The 22,342-nt window shown below is 62.7% G+C and carries 20 protein-coding genes and 3 tRNA genes; all 23 read left to right on the plus strand.

Translation table 11 applies throughout. The annotated features are described in order from the left end of the window. Positions 1–3: 3 nt before the first annotated feature. The 23 genes from JFN91_RS03645 to acnB all read left to right on the plus strand — a co-directional run bounded on the left by JFN91_RS03645 (position 4) and on the right by acnB (position 22,214). On the plus strand, positions 4–279 hold the full coding sequence (locus JFN91_RS03645; RefSeq protein ID WP_199387860.1) for an HU family DNA-binding protein: 276 nt from the start codon (positions 4–6) through the stop codon (positions 277–279). 31 nt (positions 280–310) lie between these two features. Further along, positions 311–387 (plus strand) — tRNA-Asp (locus tag JFN91_RS03650). Between the two features lie 10 nt (positions 388–397). Further along, positions 398–473: transfer RNA gene (locus JFN91_RS03655), tRNA-Val, on the plus strand. Between the two features lie 107 nt (positions 474–580). Next, positions 581–657 (plus strand) — tRNA-Asp (locus JFN91_RS03660). Positions 658–885: 228 nt separating this feature from the next. Beyond that, positions 886–1,626 (plus strand): polyprenol monophosphomannose synthase, encoded by a 741-nt coding sequence (locus JFN91_RS03665; protein WP_215907276.1) that lies wholly within the window; start codon positions 886–888, stop codon positions 1,624–1,626. Continuing rightward, complete coding sequence (locus JFN91_RS03670; RefSeq protein WP_199387861.1) at positions 1,626–1,811, plus strand: hypothetical protein; 186 nt, start codon at positions 1,626–1,628, stop codon at positions 1,809–1,811. The genes JFN91_RS03665 and JFN91_RS03670 overlap by 1 nt, the downstream gene beginning before the upstream one ends. A 72-nt stretch (positions 1,812–1,883) precedes the next feature. After that, complete coding sequence (locus JFN91_RS03675) at positions 1,884–3,089, plus strand: type II secretion system F family protein (protein ID WP_199387862.1); 1,206 nt, start codon at positions 1,884–1,886, stop codon at positions 3,087–3,089. 7 nt (positions 3,090–3,096) lie between these two features. Beyond that, positions 3,097–4,818, plus strand: a complete 1,722-nt coding sequence (locus tag JFN91_RS03680) for a GspE/PulE family protein (protein WP_199387863.1) — start codon at positions 3,097–3,099, stop codon at positions 4,816–4,818. Positions 4,819–4,833: 15 nt separating this feature from the next. Beyond that, positions 4,834–5,742: a type IV pilus biogenesis protein PilM gene (gene pilM / locus JFN91_RS03685; RefSeq protein ID WP_236014938.1), complete on the plus strand. Its 909-nt coding sequence runs from the start codon at positions 4,834–4,836 to the stop codon at positions 5,740–5,742. Position 5,743: 1 nt separating this feature from the next. Next, the gene (locus tag JFN91_RS03690) at positions 5,744–6,280 is read left to right on the plus strand and encodes a PilN domain-containing protein (protein ID WP_199387865.1); all 537 of its coding nucleotides are present in this window, start codon (positions 5,744–5,746) and stop codon (positions 6,278–6,280) included. Further along, positions 6,277–6,834 (plus strand): type 4a pilus biogenesis protein PilO, encoded by a 558-nt coding sequence (gene pilO / locus JFN91_RS03695; RefSeq protein ID WP_236014939.1) that lies wholly within the window; start codon positions 6,277–6,279, stop codon positions 6,832–6,834. The genes JFN91_RS03690 and pilO overlap by 4 nt, the downstream gene beginning before the upstream one ends. Next, positions 6,831–7,496, plus strand: a complete 666-nt coding sequence (locus JFN91_RS03700; RefSeq protein ID WP_199387866.1) for a type II secretion system protein PulP — start codon at positions 6,831–6,833, stop codon at positions 7,494–7,496. The genes pilO and JFN91_RS03700 overlap by 4 nt, the downstream gene beginning before the upstream one ends. Before the next feature lie 11 nt (positions 7,497–7,507). Then, positions 7,508–10,189 carry a secretin N-terminal domain-containing protein gene (locus JFN91_RS03705; protein ID WP_199387867.1) on the plus strand — a complete coding sequence of 894 codons (2,682 nt, stop codon included), beginning with the start codon at positions 7,508–7,510 and terminating at the stop codon, positions 10,187–10,189. Positions 10,190–10,208: 19 nt separating this feature from the next. Further along, positions 10,209–10,700 carry a type II secretion system protein gene (locus JFN91_RS03710; protein WP_199387868.1) on the plus strand — a complete coding sequence of 164 codons (492 nt, stop codon included), beginning with the start codon at positions 10,209–10,211 and terminating at the stop codon, positions 10,698–10,700. Between the two features lie 5 nt (positions 10,701–10,705). Further along, a complete protein-coding gene (locus tag JFN91_RS03715; RefSeq protein WP_199387869.1) occupies positions 10,706–11,119 on the plus strand; it encodes a type IV pilin protein in 414 nt (137 codons plus the stop codon). Between the two features lie 19 nt (positions 11,120–11,138). After that, positions 11,139–11,870 carry a cell division ATP-binding protein FtsE gene (gene ftsE / locus JFN91_RS03720; RefSeq protein WP_236014940.1) on the plus strand — a complete coding sequence of 244 codons (732 nt, stop codon included), beginning with the start codon at positions 11,139–11,141 and terminating at the stop codon, positions 11,868–11,870. Continuing rightward, positions 11,857–12,804 (plus strand): permease-like cell division protein FtsX, encoded by a 948-nt coding sequence (gene ftsX / locus JFN91_RS03725; RefSeq protein WP_199387870.1) that lies wholly within the window; start codon positions 11,857–11,859, stop codon positions 12,802–12,804. The genes ftsE and ftsX overlap by 14 nt, the downstream gene beginning before the upstream one ends. A 1-nt stretch (position 12,805) precedes the next feature. After that, the gene (locus JFN91_RS03730; RefSeq protein ID WP_199387871.1) at positions 12,806–14,005 is read left to right on the plus strand and encodes a murein hydrolase activator EnvC family protein; all 1,200 of its coding nucleotides are present in this window, start codon (positions 12,806–12,808) and stop codon (positions 14,003–14,005) included. A gap of 34 nt (positions 14,006–14,039) precedes the next feature. Beyond that, positions 14,040–15,374 carry a S41 family peptidase gene (locus JFN91_RS03735; protein ID WP_199387872.1) on the plus strand — a complete coding sequence of 445 codons (1,335 nt, stop codon included), beginning with the start codon at positions 14,040–14,042 and terminating at the stop codon, positions 15,372–15,374. 317 nt (positions 15,375–15,691) lie between these two features. Further along, positions 15,692–17,026 (plus strand): cohesin domain-containing protein, encoded by a 1,335-nt coding sequence (locus tag JFN91_RS03740; protein ID WP_199387873.1) that lies wholly within the window; start codon positions 15,692–15,694, stop codon positions 17,024–17,026. Between the two features lie 174 nt (positions 17,027–17,200). After that, positions 17,201–18,655 (plus strand): NADP-dependent succinate-semialdehyde dehydrogenase, encoded by a 1,455-nt coding sequence (gene gabD, locus JFN91_RS03745; protein WP_199387874.1) that lies wholly within the window; start codon positions 17,201–17,203, stop codon positions 18,653–18,655. 62 nt (positions 18,656–18,717) lie between these two features. Then, positions 18,718–19,476, plus strand: coding sequence for a formate dehydrogenase accessory sulfurtransferase FdhD (gene fdhD, locus JFN91_RS03750; protein ID WP_199388354.1), 759 nt, complete (start codon positions 18,718–18,720; stop codon positions 19,474–19,476). Between the two features lie 218 nt (positions 19,477–19,694). Continuing rightward, complete coding sequence (gene acnB / locus JFN91_RS03755) at positions 19,695–22,214, plus strand: bifunctional aconitate hydratase 2/2-methylisocitrate dehydratase (RefSeq protein ID WP_199387875.1); 2,520 nt, start codon at positions 19,695–19,697, stop codon at positions 22,212–22,214. Positions 22,215–22,342 lie beyond the last annotated feature (128 nt).

Consider the following 22,342-nt stretch of genomic DNA (forward strand, 5'->3'; position numbering starts at 1 on the left):
CTAATGAACAAGGCAGAACTGGTAAGCGCCATTGCTGAAGAAGCACAGTTGACCAAGGTTGATGCAGACAAGGCTCTCACGGGGATTGTTGATGCACTGACCAACTGCCTCGCCGCCGGCGACAAGGTAACCCTGGTCGGCTTCGGCACCTTCAGCGTCGCCGAGCGCGCCGCCCGCACCGGTCAGAACCCGCAGACCGGTAAGAAGATCGAGATCGCGGCTTCCACCGCTCCGAAATTCAAGCCGGGCAACACCCTGAAGGAACTGCTCAACGCTTAACAAATCCCGGTCTTCGGGATGTAGTAGATGCGGGGTTGTAGCTCAGTCGGTTAGAGTGCCAGCCTGTCACGCTGGAAGTCGCGGGTTCGAGCCCCGTCAACCCCGCCATATAAAATTTGGGTGAATAGCTCAGCTGGGAGAGCGCCAGCCTTACAAGCTGGATGTCGGGGGTTCGATCCCCTCTTCACCCACCACCAGAAAATCCGTTCAACGTTCAACGTTCAACGTTACCAACTGACACGTTGCCGGCTTCCGGGTTCAAACACTGAACCTTGAAGCGCCGCTAACGGGTTCACAAGTTGGGGTTGTAGCTCAGTCGGTTAGAGTGCCAGCCTGTCACGCTGGAAGTCGCGGGTTCGAGCCCCGTCAACCCCGCCATCAAAAGGAAAGGCCGCCATGTCAGGCGGCCTTTCCTTTTTTGCGTTCCGGCACCGCGCGCCGCTGGCCACCTCCGCCCCCGGCGCCTTTGCTGCAATCCCTTTAGCTTGACTTGCCCGATGAAAATCGTTTATCCTCTCCGATGTTCTGTCTGGGGAGGTTTAACTCCCCAAGCGCCCCTGATTCTGCGGTTTTAGCCGTCAAGGTAAAACGGAAAGCGAGCCCCCCTTGAAACCCATCAAGCCAATCGTGGTGATCCCCACCTACAACGAAAGAGACAACCTGGAAAAACTGGTCAGGCAGGTCCTGGCCCTGCACCCCGCACTGGAACTCTTGGTGGTGGACGACAACTCGCCCGACGGCACCGGCGACCTCGCCGAGGGGCTGGCCGCGGAAACGGGGCGGGTCTCGGTGCTGCACAGAAGCGGCAAGCTGGGACTGGGCTCCGCGTACCGCGAGGGGTTCGCCAAGGCCCTGGCCATGGGCGCCGACCTCGTGGTGCAGATGGACGCCGACTTCTCCCACGATCCCGCCATGATCCCCTACTTCTTCGAGGAGACCAGCCGGGCCGACCTCGTCATCGGGTCGCGCTACCTGAACGGGGTGAGCGTGGTGAACTGGCCGCTGCGCCGGCTCATGCTGAGCTACTTCGCCAGCGTCTACACCAGGGTGATCACCGGCCTGACCATCTCCGACTGCACCAGCGGCTTCAAGTGCTTCCGCGCCGAGACGTTGAAGGGGATCGATCTCTCCAGCATCCGTTCGGACGGCTACTCGTTCCAGATCGAGATGAACTACCGCTGCAAGGAGAAGGGGTTCCGCATCAGCGAGGTTCCCATCATCTTCATCGACCGCCACGCCGGCACCTCCAAGATGTCCAAAAAGATCGTGCGCGAGGCGGTGCTCATGGTCTGGAAACTCAAGCTGGGGTCGCTGCTGCGCGCGGTGCTGCCCAAGGGGAGGGGATGATGTCCTCGACGCTGTGGTCGATTATCTGCGTGGCCGGACTGTGGGGCTTCGTGACCTGCACCATCTTTTTCATCCTGCGCGCCTTCCCGGCCCGGGATGTGTTCGAAGGGAAAGCCGCTCTCAAGTGGGGAGCGGGTGTCGTTGGCTTCTTCGTGGTCTGGATCATCGGCATGATGCAGGCCTGAGGCTGTTGTAGACAGAACCGGCTCCCGTTTACTGTTTTAATTCTCTCATATTTGTGGTACTCATAATATCTTATGCCCGTTTATACCTGTAAAATAGGTTCCTCCGACGGTCGAATTCTTACCAAGGAACTCGATTCTGTCAGTGAGGCTCTGCTGCGTCAGAGTCTGGAGGAGCAGGGCTTTGTCGTTTTCGAGGTGCGTAAGAAGCCGTTCCAGTTCCTGCAGGACACCGGTATCGGCCGAAAGAAGATCGGCAACAAGGAACTACTGTTGTTCAACCAGGAACTCCTGGTGCTTCTGAAGGCGGGGCTCCCCATCATCCAGGCTCTGGATACCATCCTCGAGTCCGGCACGGGGAAACTGCACGAGATACTGAACGCGGCCAGAGAGGACATCAAGGGGGGGCTTGCGCTGTCGACGGCCTTCGAGAAGTATCCGAGGGTCTTTCCGCAGCTCTACATCGCCTCGATCCGCGCCGGCGAGCGCACCGGTGACCTGCCGCAGACCATCAGGCGCTACATCGCCTTTTTGAAGAGAAGCGAGGGGTTCCGCGGCAAGATCATCGGCGCCATGTTCTACCCGGCCATCCTGGTCGTCGTCGCCTTCGTGGCCATCACCGTGCTCCTGATCTACGTGGTGCCGACCTTCAGTACCATCTACGCCGACTCCGGCAACACGCTGCCGGTGCCGACCCAGATGCTCATCAACTTCACCGGGTTCCTGCGCCATTACCTGCTGGTCTTCGTGGCCCTCATCTTCGGCGCCGTGACCATTTTCAGGCGCTGGAAGGAGACCGAGTCGGGGCGCTACACCGTGGACGGCATGAAGATCAAGACCCCCTTCGTCGGTGCGGTCGTGATCCGTTACGCGCTCTCCGGCTTCACCCGGACCCTGGCCACGGTGCTCGGCTCCGGCATCCCGATCGTCGAGGCGATGCGGATGTCGGTGGGGACCCTGAACAACAAGGTGCTGGAGCGCGGCCTGCTCATGGCAGTGCACCGGGTCGAGGAGGGGAGCAAGCTCTCCACCGCGCTGGAGAACATGAAGCTCTTGCCGCCGCTGGCGCTGCGCATGCTCTCGGTGGGTGAGACCACCGGCGCCCTCGAGGAGATGCTCGGGGACATCTCCGACTACTTCGAGGACGAGATCGAACGCAACCTCCACGTGCTGACCACCGCCATCGAGCCTGCCATCATGATCGTCATGGGGGTGGTCATCGGTACTATCATCGTCACCATGTACCTGCCGATCTTCAAGATCGCCAGCACCGTCAGCTAGAGGGAACATGCTGAAGCCGTTCAAAAGACAGAGGCTGGGTGACATCCTCCTGGAGCAGGGTGAGCTGACCAACGACCAGCTGGCCTACGCACTGGACAAGCAGCAGAGCACCAAGGAGCGCCTGGGCGCCATCTGCATGGCCGACGGGCTGATCACGGACGTGGCGCTGGCCCAGGCGCTGGCGCTCCAGTTCGGCCTGGAGTTCGTCGACCTGAAAGGGGTGCGCCCGGACGAGTCGCTGTTCAACATCGTCCCCCCGGAGGTGATGTTCCGCTACCACTTCGTCCCCCTGGAACTGCAGGGCGACCTCCTGGTGGTGGCCATCGCCGACCCGACCGCCGTGCTGCAGCTGGACGAGATGTCCCTGCTCCTGGAGCGGCCGCTCACCTTCAAGGTGGCCGCCGACTCCGAGATCAGCCAGCACCTGAAGCGGGGCGAGGGGACCAGCCGCGTCCTCAAGGAAGTCTCCGAAGACTTCATGCTGCAGCTGGTGACCGAGACCGACAAGGGGGAGGAGATCCTCTCCGTCGAGAACGTCTCCGCGGACACCAGCCCCATCATCAAGCTGGTCAACTCCACCATCCTGGACGCCCTGACCCGGCGCGCCTCGGATATCCACATCGAGACCGCCCAGGAAGGGGTCATCATCAAGTACCGTATCGACGGCGTGCTCTACAAGGCCACCGACCCGATCGACAACCACTTCCAGGGGCCGCTCATCTCCAGGCTCAAGGTCATGAGCGAACTGGACATCTCCGAGCGGCGCATCCCGCAGGACGGCAGGTTCAAGGTCCGGATCGGCGCCAAGTCCATCGACTTCCGCGTCTCGATCATGCCCAGCGCCTTCGGCGAGGACGCGGTCATCCGTATCCTCGACAAGGAGAGCATCGCCAGCGACCTCAGGGGGCTCACCCTGGAGACGCTCGGCATGGCGTCCCACGAGATCAGGCGTTTCCGCAAGATGATCAAGGAGCCCTACGGCATGGTGCTGGTCACCGGCCCCACCGGTTCCGGCAAGACCACCACGCTCTACGGCGCGCTCACCGAGATCCACACCGGCCTCGAAAAGATCATCACCATCGAGGACCCGGTCGAGTATGTCCTCTCCGGCATCACCCAGATCCCGGTCAACGAGAAGAAGGGGCTCACCTTCGCCCGCGGCCTGCGCTCCGTGTTGCGCCACGACCCGGACAAGATCATGGTCGGCGAGATCCGCGACTCCGAGACCGCCCAGATCGCCGTGCAGTCGGCGCTCACCGGTCACCTGGTGTTCACCACCGTGCATGCCAACAACGTCTTCGACGTCATCGGCCGCTTCACCCACATGGGCATCGACCCCTACAACTTCGTCGCCTGCCTGAACTGCGTCATGGCGCAGCGCCTGGTCCGCAAGATCTGCCCCTCCTGCAAGAAGGCGGTCACCGTATCCGACGAGGAACTGCGCGAGTCGGCCATCGACCCGGAGCGCGCCCGCGGGCTCACCCTGTACGAGGCGCGCGGCTGCGACGACTGCAACGGCACCGGCTACCGGGGGCGTTCCGCCATCGTGGAACTGCTCGACTTAAACGACGAGATCCGCGAGCTGATCATTTCCAAGGCACCGATCGCCGCCCTGAAGAAGGCCGCCAAGGCGGCCGGGACCATGTTCCTCAGGGAATCGGCCGTGGCCAAGGTGCTGGCCGGCGAGACGACGATTAAGGAGATCAACCGTGTCACCTTCGTGGAATAGGTGCCAGATATGCTAATGTCCCGCAAAAGCCTCGGGCTCGAGCTCTCCGCCACCGGGTTCAGTTTCGCCCTGGCCGGCGGCGGCAAGGTCCCCACGGTCGAGGCGGGGCTCACCCTGCCGTTCGCGCCGGGACTCTTGACCCTGTCGCGCCGCGACCCCAACGTCACCGACCCCAAGGCGTTCGTCACCGCGCTCAAGGAGGCGCACCTGCGCCTTTTGACCAAGGAGCGCAGCGTCTGCGTGTCGCTGCCGGATGCCGTGGGGCGCGTGGTGCTCCTCGACCTGGAGGCCCGCTTCAAGAACCGCGAGGAGGGGCTGGACGTCATCCGCTGGAAGCTCAAGAAGAGCCTTCCCTTCGACATCAGCGCGGTGCACCTGGACTACCAGACCCTGGAGGAGAAGGAAAACGGAGCGGTGTCGCTGCTGGTATCGCTGATCTCCCGGCCGGTGGTGCAGCAGTACGAGGAACTCCTCTCCGAGGCGGGTCTCGAGGCCAAGCTGATCGACTTCACCTCCTTCAACCTCTACCGCCTGTTCCAGCCCAGGCTCGACCTCTCCGAGGACGGCGCCTTCGTCACCTTCTACCAGGGGGCGATGACGGTGCTGATCTTCAACGGCGGCGTGCTGAGCTTCTACCGCACCAAGGAGGGGGTAGGGGAGGTGCAGAACCTGTTCCGCGAGGTGAACAGCTCCTTCCTGGTCTACGGCGACCAGAGCACGGGCCAGAGCGTCAGCGAGGTCTTCTGTGCCGCCTCTCCCGGCGACGCCGAGTCCTTCCGCGCCCTGGTGGCCGAGGCGAGCGGGCTGGAGCCGGTGCTGCTCGACATGGAACGCCTGGTCCGGCAAGGCTCGACCCTGGGGCTGGACCGCCCCGGGCTGCATGCGCTGGCCGGCGCCCTGGGCGCCGCGCTGAGGAGCCTGTGATATGAAACTGACCATCAACCTGGCTACCAGGCGCTACGTCAACCTGCCCCAGCTCAACGCCATCCTGACGGCCTCCTTCGTCATCCTGGCGCTGCTGCTGGTTTACCTGGTGCGCGAGGTGGCCAACAACCAGGTCGAGATCAACAAGATCAAAAGCGACAGCGCCGCCGCGAGCCGCGGCCCCACCGGTGCGCCCCCCGTTCCCGCCGAGCAGATGAAGGCGCTGGAGAGCAAGATCGCCTTCGCCAACACGCTCATCGACCAGAAGTCCGTGAACTGGCTCGGCCTTTTGGACAAGCTGGAACTGGTGGTGCCGGGAGGGGTGGCCCTGACGCAGGTGGAGCCCTCGACCTTGGACCCGCAGTCCGTGAAGCTGTCCGGTCTTGCGCTCTCCTTCGGCAGTCTGCGCACGCTTTTGGAGAACATGGAGCAGTCCCCCAACTTCTCGGAGGTGTACCTGTTGAGCCAGACCGAGCGCAAGGTCGGCAAGGATCAGCAAGGGTTCGGCTTCTCAATCTCCTGCAAGGTCAGTAAATGATGAACTACCAGATGCTACTCGACATGATCGCCGCCCGGCGCAAGTCCTTCGCGTTCATCGCTTTCCTGGCGCTGCTCGCACTGGGGGTAGAGGTCTACGTCTCCGCCTACCAGGAGCCTGAACTGGAAAAGGTCCAGCAGGCCTGGTTTGCCAAGCGCGACTCGCTCGCCCGCGGCGAGACCCAGGCCGACGCCACCAAGTACCAGCAGGGGATGCGCGACCTCGAAGAGTTCAACAAGCACCTGATCGCCAAGAAAGAGCTCCCCGCGCTTTTGGGGCGGCTCTACGACACCGCCAAGAAAAACTCACTGGCCCTGACCGGCATCTCATACCGGCCGGGCAGGGAGAAGGTCAAGGGGACCCGCGTGGTGACCTACGGCATCTCGTTCAACGTGACCGGCAAGTACGGTGAGCTGAAGAGCTTCCTCGGCGACCTGGCACGCTACCGGGAGATGCTGGTCATCGAGAGCATCTCTCTTAGCAACAGCAGCCCGACCGAGGAAAAAGTGAACCTCAGGGTCGTGACCACGGTTTACCTGACGGAGGGGGCATGAATCGCCAGAAACTAGCGCTTTTCCTGCTGCTCGTCGCCTTCGTGGGGGCCGTGGTCTACGCCGTGGTGCGCTCTCCCCGGCAGCAGCAGGTGACCACCTTAAAGAATCAGCCCGGCGCCAAGGCCACCGTGCTCAGGAAGAAGCCGGACCTTGCCCAGAAAGCGACCGCGGCAGCGCCGGCTGCCGGCGTGGTCCATCTCGAACAGCTGCAGCAGGAGAAGCCGGGCTTTAGCGGCTTCAGGCGCAACATCTTCTCCCCCATCTTCAGGGACGAGCAGAAGGTGTCTGCCCTCAAGCTGCCGCCGCCTCCGCCGCCGCTCAAGAAACTGCCCCCCTTGCCCGAGGCATTGCCGGTGGTGGCGCCGCCCCCCCCCCCGCCTCCGCCGCCCACCCAGGAGCAGCTGGACGAGGCCGAACTGGGCAAGTTCGTATTCCTGGGCTTCCTGAAGAAGGGGACGGAAAGGACCGTGTTCCTCTCCAAGGGAGGCGAGATATTCCTGGCCAAGAAGGGAAGCCAGGTGGGGCCGAGGTTCCAGGTCTCCAACGTCACCGAAGATGCCATCACCATCAAGTCGGTCCAGACCGACCGGCAACTGGTGATTCCGCTGGTAGAGAACAGGTCGCTGAGCACGCGCCGCACCGGCATCATTCCCAGGCCTTAAGGAGCAACTTCATGCATAGACTAAGATCGATCTCAACCCTGATGCTGCTGACCGTGGCCCTTTCCGGCTGTGCGGCGGGGCGTACTGCTTTCAGCAAGGCAGAGCAGCTCGAGCGCGAGGGGAACCTGGACGCCGCGTTGGTCAAGTATGCCGAAGTCGCCTCCAAGCACCCCGACGTCGGCGAATACCGGGTGAAGCTCATCAACGTCACCGAGGCAGCCGCCAAGATCCACTTCAAAAAGGGCGAGGCCTTCTTCGCCAAGAAGAATTACGAGGAGGCCCTGCGGGAGTTCCAGAGCGCCTACGCCATGGACCCGACCTACGTCGAGGCGAAGGCACGCGGGGACCAGGCGCTCAAGCTGAGAAACGCCCTGACCTACCTCCAGGAGGGGGCGGATTTCGAGCGCGATCACAAGCTGCGCGAGGCGATGACCTCGTATCAGCACGTGCTGCAGTTCGAGCCTGACAACAAGGAGGCCAAGGCGGGGCTGGACCGTATCCTGGCCGGCAAAAAACAGAAGCTGGACGGCTTCGAGCTCAACCTGAAGTCGACCAAGCCGATCACCCTGAAGTTCAAGGACGCCAAGCTCAAGGACATCTTCAACATCCTCACCCAGCTCTCCGGGATCAACTTCGTCTTCGACGAGGGGGTGAAGGACGTCAACGTGTCGCTGCACCTGGAGAACGGCAGTTTTCAGCAGGCCATGGAACTGCTGACCGGCATGCAGAAACTGGAAAAGAAGGTGCTCAACGAGAGCACCATCATCATCTATCCCAAGACCCCGGACAAGATCAAGCAGTACGAGGAACTCTTCGTCCAGACCTTCTACCTGAACAAACTGGACGCCAAGAAGGCGGTCAACCTGGTGCGCACCATGCTCCAGGTGAAGAAGATCTATGTGAACGAGGAGGCCAACGCCCTGGTCATCCGCGACACCCCCGAAGTGGTTGAGGTGGCGCGCAAGATCCTCGAGGCCAACGACGTTCCCGACGCGGAGGTGCTCCTCGAGGTCGAGGTGTTCGAGCTCTCCAAGAAGGATTCCGAGACCTTCGGGATGCTGCTCTCCCGTTACGCCACCTCGCTGGGGATCACCGGGCCCAATGCGCCGAGCACCGGTTCGCCTTTCCTGGCTGATACCCTGAGCTCTACCGCAACGACGTCCACTTCCTCTTCCAACACGACCACGACCGCGGCCACCAGCATCAGCAATCTGCTGAACGCGTTCAGGGTGAGAGGTTACAACGGCTGGCTCACCGTGCCCAACGCCACCTTCAACTTCGGCAAGACCCTCTCCAACGGCGAGACGCTCTCCAACCCTAAGATCAGGGTCAAAAACCGCGAGAAGGCGAAGTTCAACGTCGGTACCCGCGTGCCGATCACCACGACCTCTTCCACCTCCACCGGCACCAGCGTCAACGTCCAATACGTCGATGTCGGGGTCAAGGTGAACGCCGAGCCGACCATCCAGTTGAACAACGAGGTGTCCATCAAGCTCGGCCTCGAGGTGAGCTCGATCCTGCAGAGAGACACCATCGGCACCGACCAGGCGACCACCGTGGTCACCATCGGGACCAGGAACCTGGACACGGTCCTGTCCCTGAAGGACGGCGAGACCAGCATCATCGGCGGCCTGATCCAGAAGAGCAAAACCAACAGCAAAAACAAGGTCTTCCTGCTTGGGGACATCCCGATTCTGGGCTCGCTCTTCTCCAATACCGGAGACGCCAACGACAAGAGTGAGCTGCTGCTCGCCATCACCCCCAGGATCGTGCGCGGCGTGACGGTGCCCGAGAACGACGTGGCGGCCTTCTGGTCCGGCCGCGAGGACGAGCCCTCGACCAACAAGCCGTACCAGTCCTTCGTCGAGCCGGAGTTCGCCGATACGGCCGCTTCGGCCAAGGCAGCCCCCGCCAAGGCGGCGCCTAAGAAGCCGGCCCCGGCCCCGGCCCCGGCCCCGGCTGCCGCTCCGGTCCCGGGCGCACCTGCCGGTGTACCGGCTGCCGTTCCGGGCGCTGCCCCGGCTGCACCTGCCACTGCTCCGGGTGCGTCGACCGCGCCTGCCGGAGAGGTTCCTGCCGCAGCGGGTGCTGCGTTGCCGGCCCCCGAGGGGGAAGCCGCCGTCGAAGTCCCCGCTGAACAGGGGACGGAAGCCGCCGCCATCCCGGCTCAAGCCGCGACTCCCGCCGAACTGGGGGCCGCCGCCAACGCCGCCGCTGCCGCCGCCGCTGCCGCCGCCGCTGCGCCCAAGGCTCCGGCCCCGGCCAAACCGGTCTCGCCGGTCCCGATGGAGAAGGCCCTGCTCGCGCTCAGCCTCCCCTCGTCGGTGAAGCTGAACGACCAGTTTGCGGTGCAGATCAACGCCTCCGGCATGAAAGACCTGGAAAAGGCCGTGCTCGTGCTGAGCTACGACCCGAAGATCCTCGAAGTGGTGGCGCAGACCGAAGGCGCCATGCTCAAGGAGAACGGCAAGCCCTCGACCTTCCAGTCCTTTGCCGACAAGAAGAAGGGGGAGGTCTGGATGTCCGGGAGCAAGACCGAGGGGGGCACCGGCAACGGCGTGCTGGCCCAGGTCACTTTCAAGGCGATCGGCCCGGGGAGCACTGCGCTTACCTTCTCCAACACCAGCTTCACCCAGAAGGGGGGAGCGCAGATCGCCGTCACCCCGTTCAAGTCGGTACTGGAGGTAAAGTAGCCCTCGGGCTCATGCCGCAATGTGGAAGATCCTTAAAGATAAAAGGGGGCTCAGCCTGATCGAGATGGTGGTGACCATGGTCATCCTCACCATGCTCGCCTCGCTGATCGTCCCTTCGGCCCAGATGGCCTCCAAGCGGACCAAGGAACTCGAGCTGAGAAGGAGCCTGCGCGAGATCAGGACCGCCATAGACGAGTACAAGAAGAATTACGACAAGTCGCAGTCGGACCAGAAAACGGTACAGGTGCTGAACGCCACCGGCTACCCCAAGACCCTCGACGTGCTGGTGGAAGGGGACGATTTTGGCGGTTTGGTCAAGGAGAAGAAGAAGTTCCTGCGCCGCATCCCCAGCGATCCTTTCCACAAGGCCCAGGAGGGGGACCCCAAATGGGGGATGCGCTCTCATGCCGACGAGCATGACAGCACCACCTGGGGGGGCGAGGACGTCTTCGACGTCTATTCCCTGAGCAACGGCGTCGCCATCGACGGTACGAAATACAAGGACTGGTGAACCTCATGTTGAAGAGGATACTGAAAAGTCAGCGGGGCTTTACGCTGGTAGAGCTGATGATAGTGGTCACCATCATCGGCATCCTGGCGGCCATCAGCGCGCCCAACTACCAGTGGGGCATCATCAGGGCGCGCGAGGCGGTGCTGCGGGAAGATCTGTACACCATGCGCTCCACTATCGACCAGTACTATGCCGACCAGGGGAAGTATCCCGAGACGCTGCAGGAGCTGGTGGACAACAAGAACAAGTACCTCAGGGAGATACCCAAGGATCCCTTTACCAGGTCCAAGGACACCTGGGTAGTCACCGCGCCTCCCGCGACCGATACCCCTACCGAGGGGGGCTCCGGCGGGGTCTACGACGTGCACAGCGGTTCCACACTGGTCGGCAGCGACGGCAAGCCGTACAACGAATGGTAGTCAAGAGGCTTACAGACCGATGATCCAAATGCATAACGTTTTCATGTCGTACCAGCCGGAATCGAGCGCGCTGGCCGATATCAACCTCAAGATCCCCAAAGGGGATTTTGTATTTTTGACGGGTCAGTCCGGTGCGGGCAAGTCGACGCTCTTGAAACTGATCTACGCCGACCTCACCCCCACCCGCGGCCAGGTGCTGATCGACGGGGTCAACCTGACCCGGCTCTCCCGCTCGCAGGTCCCGCTTTTGCGCCGCTCCATCGGCGTCGTGTTCCAGGACTACAAGCTGCTTCCCAACCGGACCGTGCTGGAGAACGTCGCCATCACCCTGGAGGTTCTGGGATGGGGCAAGCGTGACATCGGCAAGAAGGTGTACCACATCCTGAAACGGATGGGGATCGAGGACAAGATCAACGCAACGCCGCTCAGGCTTTCCGGCGGCGAGCAGCAGCGCGTGGCGCTGGCGCGCGCCCTGGTGAACGACCCGAAGATCCTGGTGGCCGACGAGCCGACCGGCAACCTCGACGACGAGAACAAGGAGGCCATCCTCTCCATCTTCAAGGAGGCCAACAACCGCGGCACCACCGTGGTGGTGGCCACCCACGACCGCCGCGTCATCGAGAACTCCCACCGCAGGGTGATCAGGCTCGACAAGGGGAGCATCGTGCAGACCCCCGATTTCATGGTCGGAGGGGGGGCTGGCTCCGCAGGTGCCTGTCCCCTTGAGGAGGTGCCCGATGTCCAAGGCTAACAAGGGGGCGGTGCGCCCCAAGCTCGAGCAGGAAGGTTTCTTCGGCAGGTTCTCCTATTTCACCAGCCGCGCTCTTGCCAACCTGCGCCAGAACGTCTTCGTCAGCGCCGTCACCGTGGGCACCATCGCGCTGGCGCTTTTGATCGCCTCGCTGTTTCTCCTGGTGTACGTGAACCTGGAGGGGATGGCGGAAGGGTGGAGCGACAAGGTGCAGGTGACCGCCTATTTTGACCAGGAACCGGCCCCGCTCGCGGTCTCTGCCATGAAGGGGAGGGTGCAGGCCATCGCCGGGACCTCCAAGGTCATCTTCGTGAGCCAGGCGGAGGCGGAGAAGCGACTGAGAAGCCGCCTGAAAGGGCAGGAGTCGCTGCTGGAGGGGATCACCCCCGACGTGCTCCCCGCTTCGCTGGAGATCAGGCTGGACCGCGACCACCGCGACACCGACTCGGTGGCCGCCTACGTCAAGAAGCTCAAGCAGATCCAGGGGATCAGCGAGGTCCAGTACGGCGAGGAGTGGGTGAAACGCTTCAACTCCTTCATGAACCTGTTCCGGCTCATGGGGGCGCTCCTGGGGAGCTTCCTGACCATCACGGTGCTCTTCATCGTCTCCAACACCATCAAGCTGACCATCTACGCCAGGAAAGAGGAACTGGATCTGCTCGGGCTGGTCGGGGCGACCCGGTTCTTCATCAAGGCCCCCTTCCTGATCGAGGGGATCGTGCAGGGAGCCGCGGGAGCGGTGATCTCCCTTTTGGCACTTTTGGGCTGCTACTTTGCCTTCCTGAAAAACGCCGGCGACTTCCTCGGCATCAACCCGGCGTCGGCCGGGCTCTCCTTCCTTCCCGCCACGCACCTGGCCGGGGTGGTCCTGGGAGGGGTGCTGCTCGGCTTCATCGGCAGCGCGACCTCGCTCAAGAGGTTCATAAACGTCTAGCATGCGAAAGCTTTCCGCCACAATCCTGCTCGTTTTCGCCCTCCTGGCTCCCGCGCTCTGCCGCGCCGGTGCCAACGAGGAACTGCAGAACATCAAGAAGCAGATCAAGGAGAAGAACCGGCTTATCACCAAGACCCAGAAGGTGGAGACCAAGGTCTCGGGGGAGCTGGTGCAGATCCAGAAGTCGCTCGCCGAGAAGCAGTCCAGCCTCACCGCCCTGGGGCGCGACCTGGCCGGTGTGGAAAAGGGGATCGACAGGACCCACGACGACATCGAGCATGAGCGCCTGGAGGCCGAGCGCAAGAAGGCGCAGATCAACCGCCGAATGGCGGCCCTCTACAAGGGGGGCGATACCGGCAACCTCCGCGTTTTCTTCTCCTCCGAGTCGTTCCCGCAGATGAGCGAGAACCTGCGCTACATGCGCAGCATCCTGGAGAACGACAAGAAGCTGTTCCAGCAGTACAGCGAAAACCTGGAGCGGCTGAACAAGCTCAAGGAGCGCCTGGAGCAGGAGGCGGCCAAGAAGGAAGGGCTGCGCCGCTCCATCGAGGCGAAAAAGCGCGAGATCGAGCAGGAGAAGAGCCGCAAGGCCACCTACCTGGTCAAGGTGCGCCAGGACAAGCAGGGCTACCTCGCTTCGCTCAAGGAACTGCAGGCCAACGCGAGCCGCCTGCAAAGCATGATTCAAAGGCTTGAAGCCAAAAGTAGAAAAGCGTATAGTTCAAAGGCTCGTCCCGGCAAGACAGCCGAGCCGGCCCGTCCCGGCGTGACCGCCAAGGCCACCCCGGTCCCCAACCAGGGGCTGGGCGCCCAGAAAGGGCGGCTCTCGCTGCCGGTGCGCGGCAACATCGTAGACCGTTTCGGAAGGCATAAACACCCCGAGTTCGATTCCTTTACTGTCAGTAATGGGATCTCCGTGGCAGCCCCCGCCGGCAGCGCCATCCATGCAATCTATGACGGCGAAGTGATTTTTGCCGACTATTTCAAAGGCTATGGTAATATGATCATCGTCGATCACGGCGACGGGTTCTTCAGTCTCTATGCCCACGCCTCGTCCATAGCCAAGAGAGTCGGTTCCAAGGTGTCGAAAAACGATGTCCTTGCCAGCGTGGGTGACCTTGACTCAACCAAGGGGCCTATGCTCTATTTCGAGATCAGGTACCAGGGGAAACCGGTTGATCCGTCCCCCTGGTTCAGATAAGCAGGGTATCGCAACAAATTTCCAGGGAGGCACAATGTTCAAGGGCAGCAAATTCAAGAAGACAACCCTGTTTGTCACTACCGTTACACTGCTGACGCTCGTCATCGCGTTCGGCGTGCAACGCAGATGCGCCGCCCAGGGCGGCGGCAACGACTACCAGTCCATCGAGCTGTTCACCGACGTGCTGGCCATCGTCAAGAAGAGCTACGTGGAGGAAGTGGACACCAAGAAGCTGGTGTACGGCGCCATCAACGGCATGCTCACCTCTCTCGACCCGCACAGCTCCTTCATGCCCCCCGAGACCTACAAGGAGATGAAGATCGACACCAAGGGCGCCTTCGGCGGCCTGGGCATCGAGATCACCGTGAAGGAAGGGATCCTGACCGTCATCTCCCCGATCGAGGACACCCCGGCCTTCAGGGCAGGGATCAAGGCGGGCGACCAGATCCTCAAGATCGACGACAAGTTCACCAAGGACCTCACCATAACCGACGCGGTGAAAAGGATGCGCGGCGTGAAGGGGACCAAGGTCACCCTGACCATCATGCGTGAAGGGTTCGAGAAGACCAAGGAATTCGTCCTGGAGCGCGACATCATCCAGGTCAAGAGCGTGAAGTACAAGGTTCTCGACGACGGCTACGGCTACATCCGCATCGCGCAGTTCCAGGAGAAGACCGACGACGACCTGGAGAAGGCGCTGCAGGGGCTGCAGGCGGACAAGAAGCAGTTGAGGGGCCTGGTGCTGGACCTCAGGAACGATCCCGGCGGGCTGCTGGATCAGGCGGTGCGCGTCTGCGAGCACTTCGTCCCGGAAGGGAAGCTGATCGTGTACACCGAGGGGCGCGAGAAGGATTCCCAGATGCGCTTCACCTCGAGGAAGAGCCACAAGCAGGGCGAGTACCCCATCGTGGTGCTGATCAACAGCGGTTCGGCCTCCGCCTCGGAGATCGTGGCCGGCTGCCTGCAGGACCACAAGCGCGCGGTCATCATGGGCACCCAGAGTTTCGGCAAGGGTAGCGTGCAGACCATCATCCCGCTCTCGGACAATTCGGGCCTGAGGCTCACCACCGCCCGCTACTTCACCCCGAGCGGCCGCTCCATCCAGGCCAAGGGGATCACCCCGGACATCGTGGCCGAGCGCGTGGAGATCGCCCCCACCAGCGAGAAGAAGGAAGGGATGCACATCCGCGAGAAGGACCTGGAGAACCATTTCGAAGGGGACAAGAAGGACGATCAGGACGAGAAGAAGGTAAAACCTGCGCCCTACAAGACCGACGAGATGTTCAAGAACGACTCCCAGGTGCTGCGTGCCCTCGACCTCCTCAAGGGGTGGGACATCCTGAAGAGCATGGGCAAGCTCCCCTCCTAAGGGAAGGGGACTGGCTCCGCCAGGTGCCTGTCCCCCTTAGGTCTGACACAACGAGCAGTAATGAGAAGAGGGGTGGCCGCGCGGCCACCCTTTTTCTATTCCCAGTCCCTCTCCCTCCGGGAGAGGGTGCCCGTAGGGCGGGTGAGGGCCCTGCCGGAAGCCTCAACTTTGCCTAGGCACCACCCTCACCCTGACCCTCTCCCGGAGGGAGAGGGGGATGCAGGCGTATGTGCCCGGCCTGCTTGACAGCCCCCGAGCGGGTCAGTAAAGTAAACCGGTCCGTTTGCGGAAGTTATCCCACCAGCCCCGAGGTCACCATGATCAGGCAGAGTCGCTGTCCCTGGTATCGGCTGCTTCTTTTCCTCCTGCTGATTGTCCCGGCTACCCCTGTCTTCGCCTTGCCGACCCTCACCATATCCTCACCGGCATCCGACGGCGTCTTCGTCCTGCGCGGCGACCAGATGGACGGTGTCGCAGGCCTCGACCTCAGCATCGGCTACGACTCCGCCACGCTCGCCAACCCGCGCGTCTCCATCGGGAAAATGGTGCAGGGGATGATGAACGCCGCCAACCCCGGCAACCCGATCCGGTTGGCCATCGTCGGGACCAGCGGCCTCAAAGGCAGCGGCATCATAGCCAGCGTCACCTTCGACCGGACCGGCACTTCCCCCGGCGCAGTCACCGTGGTCTCGGGTACGCTCATCGATGCCACGGGCAAGAAGGTTGCCATGGCGCAACCGGTCATCATCAATCCATCGGCCGTGGTGGCCGCGGAGGACGGCGGCAATGCGACGGCGCAGACCGGTCCGGAGGGGAAGAACGACGCGGTCCCGGCAGGCACAACCTCGATGCCGATCCGTCCCTTGATGGTCGGAGGGACGCTGACCATGCCAGGGCAGGAAACCGCAACCGGCCAGGACGAGACGGCTAGAGAGATCGTGGTGCCGACCCAAGCACAGTTGCCGGCGCAGGGCGCGCCGCTGGTCAAGAAGCGGCTGCGGACCAAGCAGGCACAGATGGAAGGCGAGGAACCGCCGCTGGACCGAGAGGATAACCCGCCCCCTCCGGAGCAGCAGCCCTCGACTCCCCCTGAGGCACCTGCGCCCCCACCGCAAGTAACCCAGCCGGCGGCCATCAGCAGCGTTTTGGACCGTTTCAAGTCTTTCCAGGGGGAGCGGACCCCGGCCAACCTGATCGCCCTGTTTCATCAGGATGCTCCCGCTGCCTACCGTCAACTTCCCCCGGTGGCCATTGCCGACGGCAAGTCGACGGTGACGCTGATCATCACCATGGTGACCGGAGAGGCCACACCCAGTTTCACCTTCAGCGGCTGCACCTACGTCTCGCACCGCCGCACCGAGGCCGGTTGGGAAATACAGGCCAGGCCGAAGCGGGATGTGGTCAAGGCGGACGTCACCATGCTTTATAGCGGGCTCAAGCAGGAGTTCCCGCTGACGGTGGCGCCCAGGGTTGCGCTGGTGCCGGGAAAAACGCGACCGGTGAAGGAGTCCGACTTCGAACGCTTCCTCAAGGAGCGGGGCACCGCGACGCGTCCCCGTTTCGACTTCAACAAGGACGGACGTCGCGATTACGTCGATGATTACATCTATGCCGCCAACTACCTGGTGCGTACCGGTCTGCAGGCGCCTTAGGTGCCGGACCTGCATGGTAGCCCGCTGAGCGGCGATGCCCTCTTCGACGAACTGTCGAGGGGGGCATTGTCATGTAGGCGGCAGGGGGGCGATGACGTTTCTGTTGCGGCAACGGCGGTGATCGGGTATACCCGATGTGCCGCGGATGAGAGCACTTTTGAACGGGAGGAGCCGATGCGCATTCTCAAGGACAAAAGCTTGTTCCACCAGCTTTGCTTCATCAACGGCGCCTGGACCGGTGCTGATAGCGGCGAGGCCATCGACGTCATCAACCCGGCCACCGGGGAAAAACTGGGCACGGTCCCTAAGATGGGAGGCGCCGAAACCCGGCGCGCCATCGAGGCCGCCCATGCCGCCCTGCCGTCATGGCGCGCGAGAACTGCCCAGGAGCGCTCGGCCATCATCAGGCGCTGGTCCGACCTGCTGCTTCAGCACCAGGACGACCTGGCCGTGCTGATGACGGCGGAGCAGGGGAAACCGCTGGCCGAGGCCCGGGGCGAGACTGTCTACGCCGCCTCCTTCCTGGAGTGGTTCGCTGAGGAGGGGAAGAGGATCTACGGCGATGTCATCCCGTCCCATCAAAGCGACAAACGTATCGTGGTTCTCAAGGAGCCGGTGGGGGTCTGCGTCGCCATCACTCCCTGGAATTTCCCCTCAGCCATGATCACCCGTAAGGCCGGACCTGCGCTGGCCGCAGGCTGCACCATGGTGGTGAAGCCTGCCACCGCGACCCCGTATTCGGCGCTGGCCTTGGCGGAATTGGCCCGACGCGCGGGAGTGCCTGCCGGCGTGTTTTCGGTGATTACCGGCTCCGCTGCCGGCATCGGCGAGGAGATGACGAGCAATCCGCTGGTCCGCAAGCTCACCTTCACCGGCTCGACCGACGTCGGCAAGAAACTGATGGCGCAGTGCGCGAGGACGGTCAAGAAGGTCTCGCTGGAACTGGGCGGCAACGCCCCCTTCATCGTCTTCGACGACGCCGACCTCGATGCTGCCGTGGAGGGGGCGGTCATCTCCAAGTACCGCAACACCGGGCAGACCTGTGTCTGCTCCAATCGGTTCCTGGTGCAGGAAGGCATCTACGAACGTTTCGCAGAGAAGCTGACTCAGGCCGTGTCCGTGCTCAAGGTTGGCGACGGGCTGAAGGGGGAGACCCAGCAGGGACCACTGATCGACATGGCGGCGGTGGAGAAGGTCGAGGAGCATATCGCTGACGCCGTCGCCAAGGGGGGACGTATCCTCGTCGGCGGCAAACGGCATGCCCTGGGAGGCTCCTTTTTTGAGCCAACGGTGCTGGCGGGGGTTACCCCGGACATGCTGCTCGCCAGGGAAGAGACTTTTGGCCCGGTGGCGCCGCTTTTTCGCTTCCGGACCGAGGAAGAAGCCATCCAGTTGGCCAACGCCACCGAGTTTGGTCTCGCCGCCTATTTCTACAGCCGGGACATGGCGCGGGTTTGGAGGGTGGCCGAGGCGGTGGAGTACGGCATCGTCGGTATCAACACCGGCCTCATTTCCACTGCGGTTGCTCCCTTTGGCGGCATGAAAGAGTCCGGCATCGGCCGGGAAGGTTCCAAGTACGGCATCGAGGAGTTCCTCGAGATCAAATACCTCTGCATCGGCGGCATGTGATAAATGAAAAATACTGACAGACGTTACTCCTCCCCCTCCGGGGGAGGGGACTCTAGGTGCCTATGACGAACGTTACTACCTACAACGACGGAAAAGTGCTGCGCGGCGAGGTCGACGTGGTGCGGGAATTTCCCCTGGTGCTGCGCGTCAACGACCGTGAGATCGTCACGCTGATCGCCTCGCCCCACGACCTGCGCTTCCTGGTGGCGGGTTTCCTGCGTCTGCAGGGATTCGTCTCGCACGTGGACGACTTCCAGGTGTTGAGCGTTTGCAACGACTACGGCATCGCCAACGTCCGCATCAAGGGCGAGATCCCCAGCGAACTGAAGCCGGTGCTGACCTCCGGGTGCGGCACCGGCATCACCTTCTCGCTACCGCAAGCGGCCGGAGAACTGCCTGTGGTCGCTCGCGAGCAGGTTGCGGTCACGGCCATCTTCGAACTGATGAAGCAACTGGCGCTGCATTCCACCAGCTACAAGAGCCACGGCGGCGTCCATTCCGCCGCCGTCGGCGCCATCGACGGCACGCTGGTCCTGCATGCGGAGGATATCGGCCGGCACAACACCCTCGACCGCTTGGCGGGCGAGGCCCTGCTGAGGGGTATCTCCCTCACCGGCACCATTCTGGCCACCTCGGGACGGGTCTCCGCCGAAATGGCCGCCAAGGCGGCGCTCCTTGGTATCGCCGTCATCGTTTCCCGCACCTCTCCCACCGACATGGCCATCCGCATCTGCGACCAGGCCGGCATCACCCTGGTCGGCTACCTGCGCGGCACCAGGTTCACCGCCTACACTCACCCGCAATACATTTTATTTCCTTAATGCTTCCCCTTTCCTCACAGTGATCGAGTCGCACTGATTCCAACTAAAACGCCACAGTAACAACTCCTTCGGTGCCGATCTGCGCCATTTTACTGGTGCTTTCAACAATTGACAAAGCAGGGTAAAAATTGTATACAGTATCCGTTCAAATGTAACATCAGCTGACAGAAGAGTTTTGATAACTTCCGTAAATAGCTGCACATTATCTAGGAGGAATCATGATCGAAGCGTACCTGAAGCAAGAGGCAGAAAGAACGGCACTCGGTATCCCTGCGAAGCCGCTCGACCCTGAGCAGACCGCGGAACTTTGCAAACTGTTGGAAGCACCCCCGGCAGGCAAGGAGGAGTTCCTGCTCCACCTCCTGAAGGAAAGGGTTTCCCCGGGCGTTGACCCGGCGGCCGAAGTGAAAGCCGGTTTCCTGGCCGCCATCCTTACCGGCGCCAAGAAGTCCCCGCTGGTCTCCAAGAAAGACGCGGTGCAGATCCTGGGCACCATGCTGGGCGGCTACAACGTGGCCCCGCTGGTCGCAGCCCTGAAAGACGCCGAGGTAGCCGACGAGGCCGTCAAGGCCCTCTGCGGCACCACCCTCGTCTACGATGCCTTTGACGATGTCCTCGAACTCTCCAAGTCCAACGCCGGCGCCAAGAAGGTGCTCGAGTCCTGGGCTAACGCCGAGTGGTTCACCTCCAAGCCGGGCCTGCCGGAGACCGTGAAGGTGAAGGTCTACAAGGTCGACGGCGAGATCAACACCGACGACTTCTCCCCGGCGGGCGACGCCTGGAGCCGTCCGGACATCCCGCTGCACGCGCTGGCCATGGGCAAGACCCGCTTCCCCGATGGCAACGCCACCATCGCCAAGTTTAGGGCTGACGGCTTCCAGGTTGCCTTCGTGGGCGACGTCGTGGGTACCGGTTCTTCCCGTAAGTCCGCCTGCAACAGCGTGCTCTGGCACATCGGCCAGGACATCCCGGCAGTTCCCAACAAGCGTCGCGACGGCATCATCATCGGCGGTGTCATCGCCCCGATCTTCTTCAACACCGCCCAGGACTCCGGCGCGTTCCCGATCAAGACCGACGTGACCAAGATGAAGACCGGCGACGTCATCGTGATCAACTCCAAGAAGGGTGAGATCACCACCGAGGGTGGTGAAGTTCTCTCCACCTTCACCGTGGCGCCCAACACCCTGTTCGACGAGTTCCGCGCCGGCGGCCGTATCCCGCTGATCATCGGCCGTGCCCTCACCGACCGCGCCCGCAAGGCTCTCGGCATGGCTCCGACCGACGTCTTCACCCTGCCGGTCAACCCGGTTGCCAAGCCGGGCCAGGGCTACTCGCTGGCTCAGAAGATGGTCGGCCAGGCCTGCGGCGTTGCCGGCGTCCTGCCGGGCACCGCGTGCGAGCCGAAGATGACCACCGTCGGTTCCCAGGACACCACCGGCCCGATGACCGCCGACGAGCTGAAAGAGCTCGCCTGCCTCAAGTTCCAGGCGCCGATGTTCATGCAGTCCTTCTGCCACACCGCTGCTTACCCGAAGCCGGCCGACGTCAAGATGCACAAGACCCTGCCGCAGTTCATCATCGAGCGTGGCGGCGTGCCCCTGAAGCCGGGCGACGGCGTCATCCACTCCTGGCTGAACCGTCTGCTGGTTCCGGACACCGTCGGTACCGGCGGCGACTCCCACACCCGTTTCCCGATCGGGATCTCCTTCCCGGCAGGTTCCGGCCTGGTCGCCTTCGCAGGCGCTCTCGGCTTCATGCCGCTGGACATGCCTGAGTCGGTACTGGTCCGCTTCAAGGGCAAGTTCAACCCGGGCATCACCCTGCGCGACGCGGTCAACGCGATCCCGTACTGGGCGATCAAGCAGGGCCTCCTTACCGTGCCCAAGAAGAACAAGGTCAACATCTTCAACGGCCGCATCCTCGAGATGGAAGGTCTGCCGGAACTCTCCGTCGAGCAGGCCTTCGAGCTGACCGACGCCGCTGCCGAGCGTAGCGCCGCCGCCGGCTGCATCAAGCTCTCCGAGGAGTCGGTAGCCACCTACCTCCGCTCCAACGTGGCCCTCATGAAGCAGATGATCGCTGACGGCTACCAGGATGCGCAGACCCTGCAGAACAGGATCGACGCAGCCAACGCGTGGCTGAAGAATCCGAAGCTCCTTTCCGCAGACGCCAACGCCGAGTACGCCGCGGTCATCGAGATCGACCTCGCCGAGATCACCGAGCCGATCCTCGCCTGCCCGAACGATCCGGACGATGTGAAGCTCCTCTCCGAGGTTGCCGGCACCCCGATCCAGGACGTCTTCCTCGGTTCCTGCATGACCAACATCGGCCACTTCCGCGCAGCAGGCGAGATCTGGAGGGGCCAGAAGTTCAACCCGAACGTCCGCACCTGGATCTGCCCGCCGACCCGCATGGACCAGGCGAAACTCAAGGACGAGGCATACTTCTCGGTGTACAGCGCCATGGGCGCACGCGTCGAGATCGCCGGCTGCTCGCTGTGCATGGGTAACCAGGCACGCGTGCCCGACGGGGTCAACATGTTCTCCACCTCGACCCGTAACTTCGACGACAGGATCGGCAATGGCGCCAAGGTGTTCCTTGGCTCCGCAGAGCTCGGTGCCGTCACCGTCAACATGGGCAAGCTCCCGACCCCGGCCGAGTACCTGGCCGTGTACAAGGAAAAGGTTGAGCCCAACAAGGCCAACGTGTACAAGTACCTCCAGTTCGACGAGATGTAATCAGAGCTGGCAGTAACGCAGCACTAAAAAGGCCCGCCGGGAATCCGGCGGGCCTTTTTGTTTTTGCTCCCCTCCCTTGACGGGAGGGGCTGGGGGGGGTGACCATGCCATTACCTCAGAGGTGGCAT

Origin of the sequence: Geomonas anaerohicana (assembly GCF_016458305.1) — a bacterium.
GTDB lineage: Bacteria > Desulfobacterota > Desulfuromonadia > Geobacterales > Geobacteraceae > Geomonas > Geomonas anaerohicana.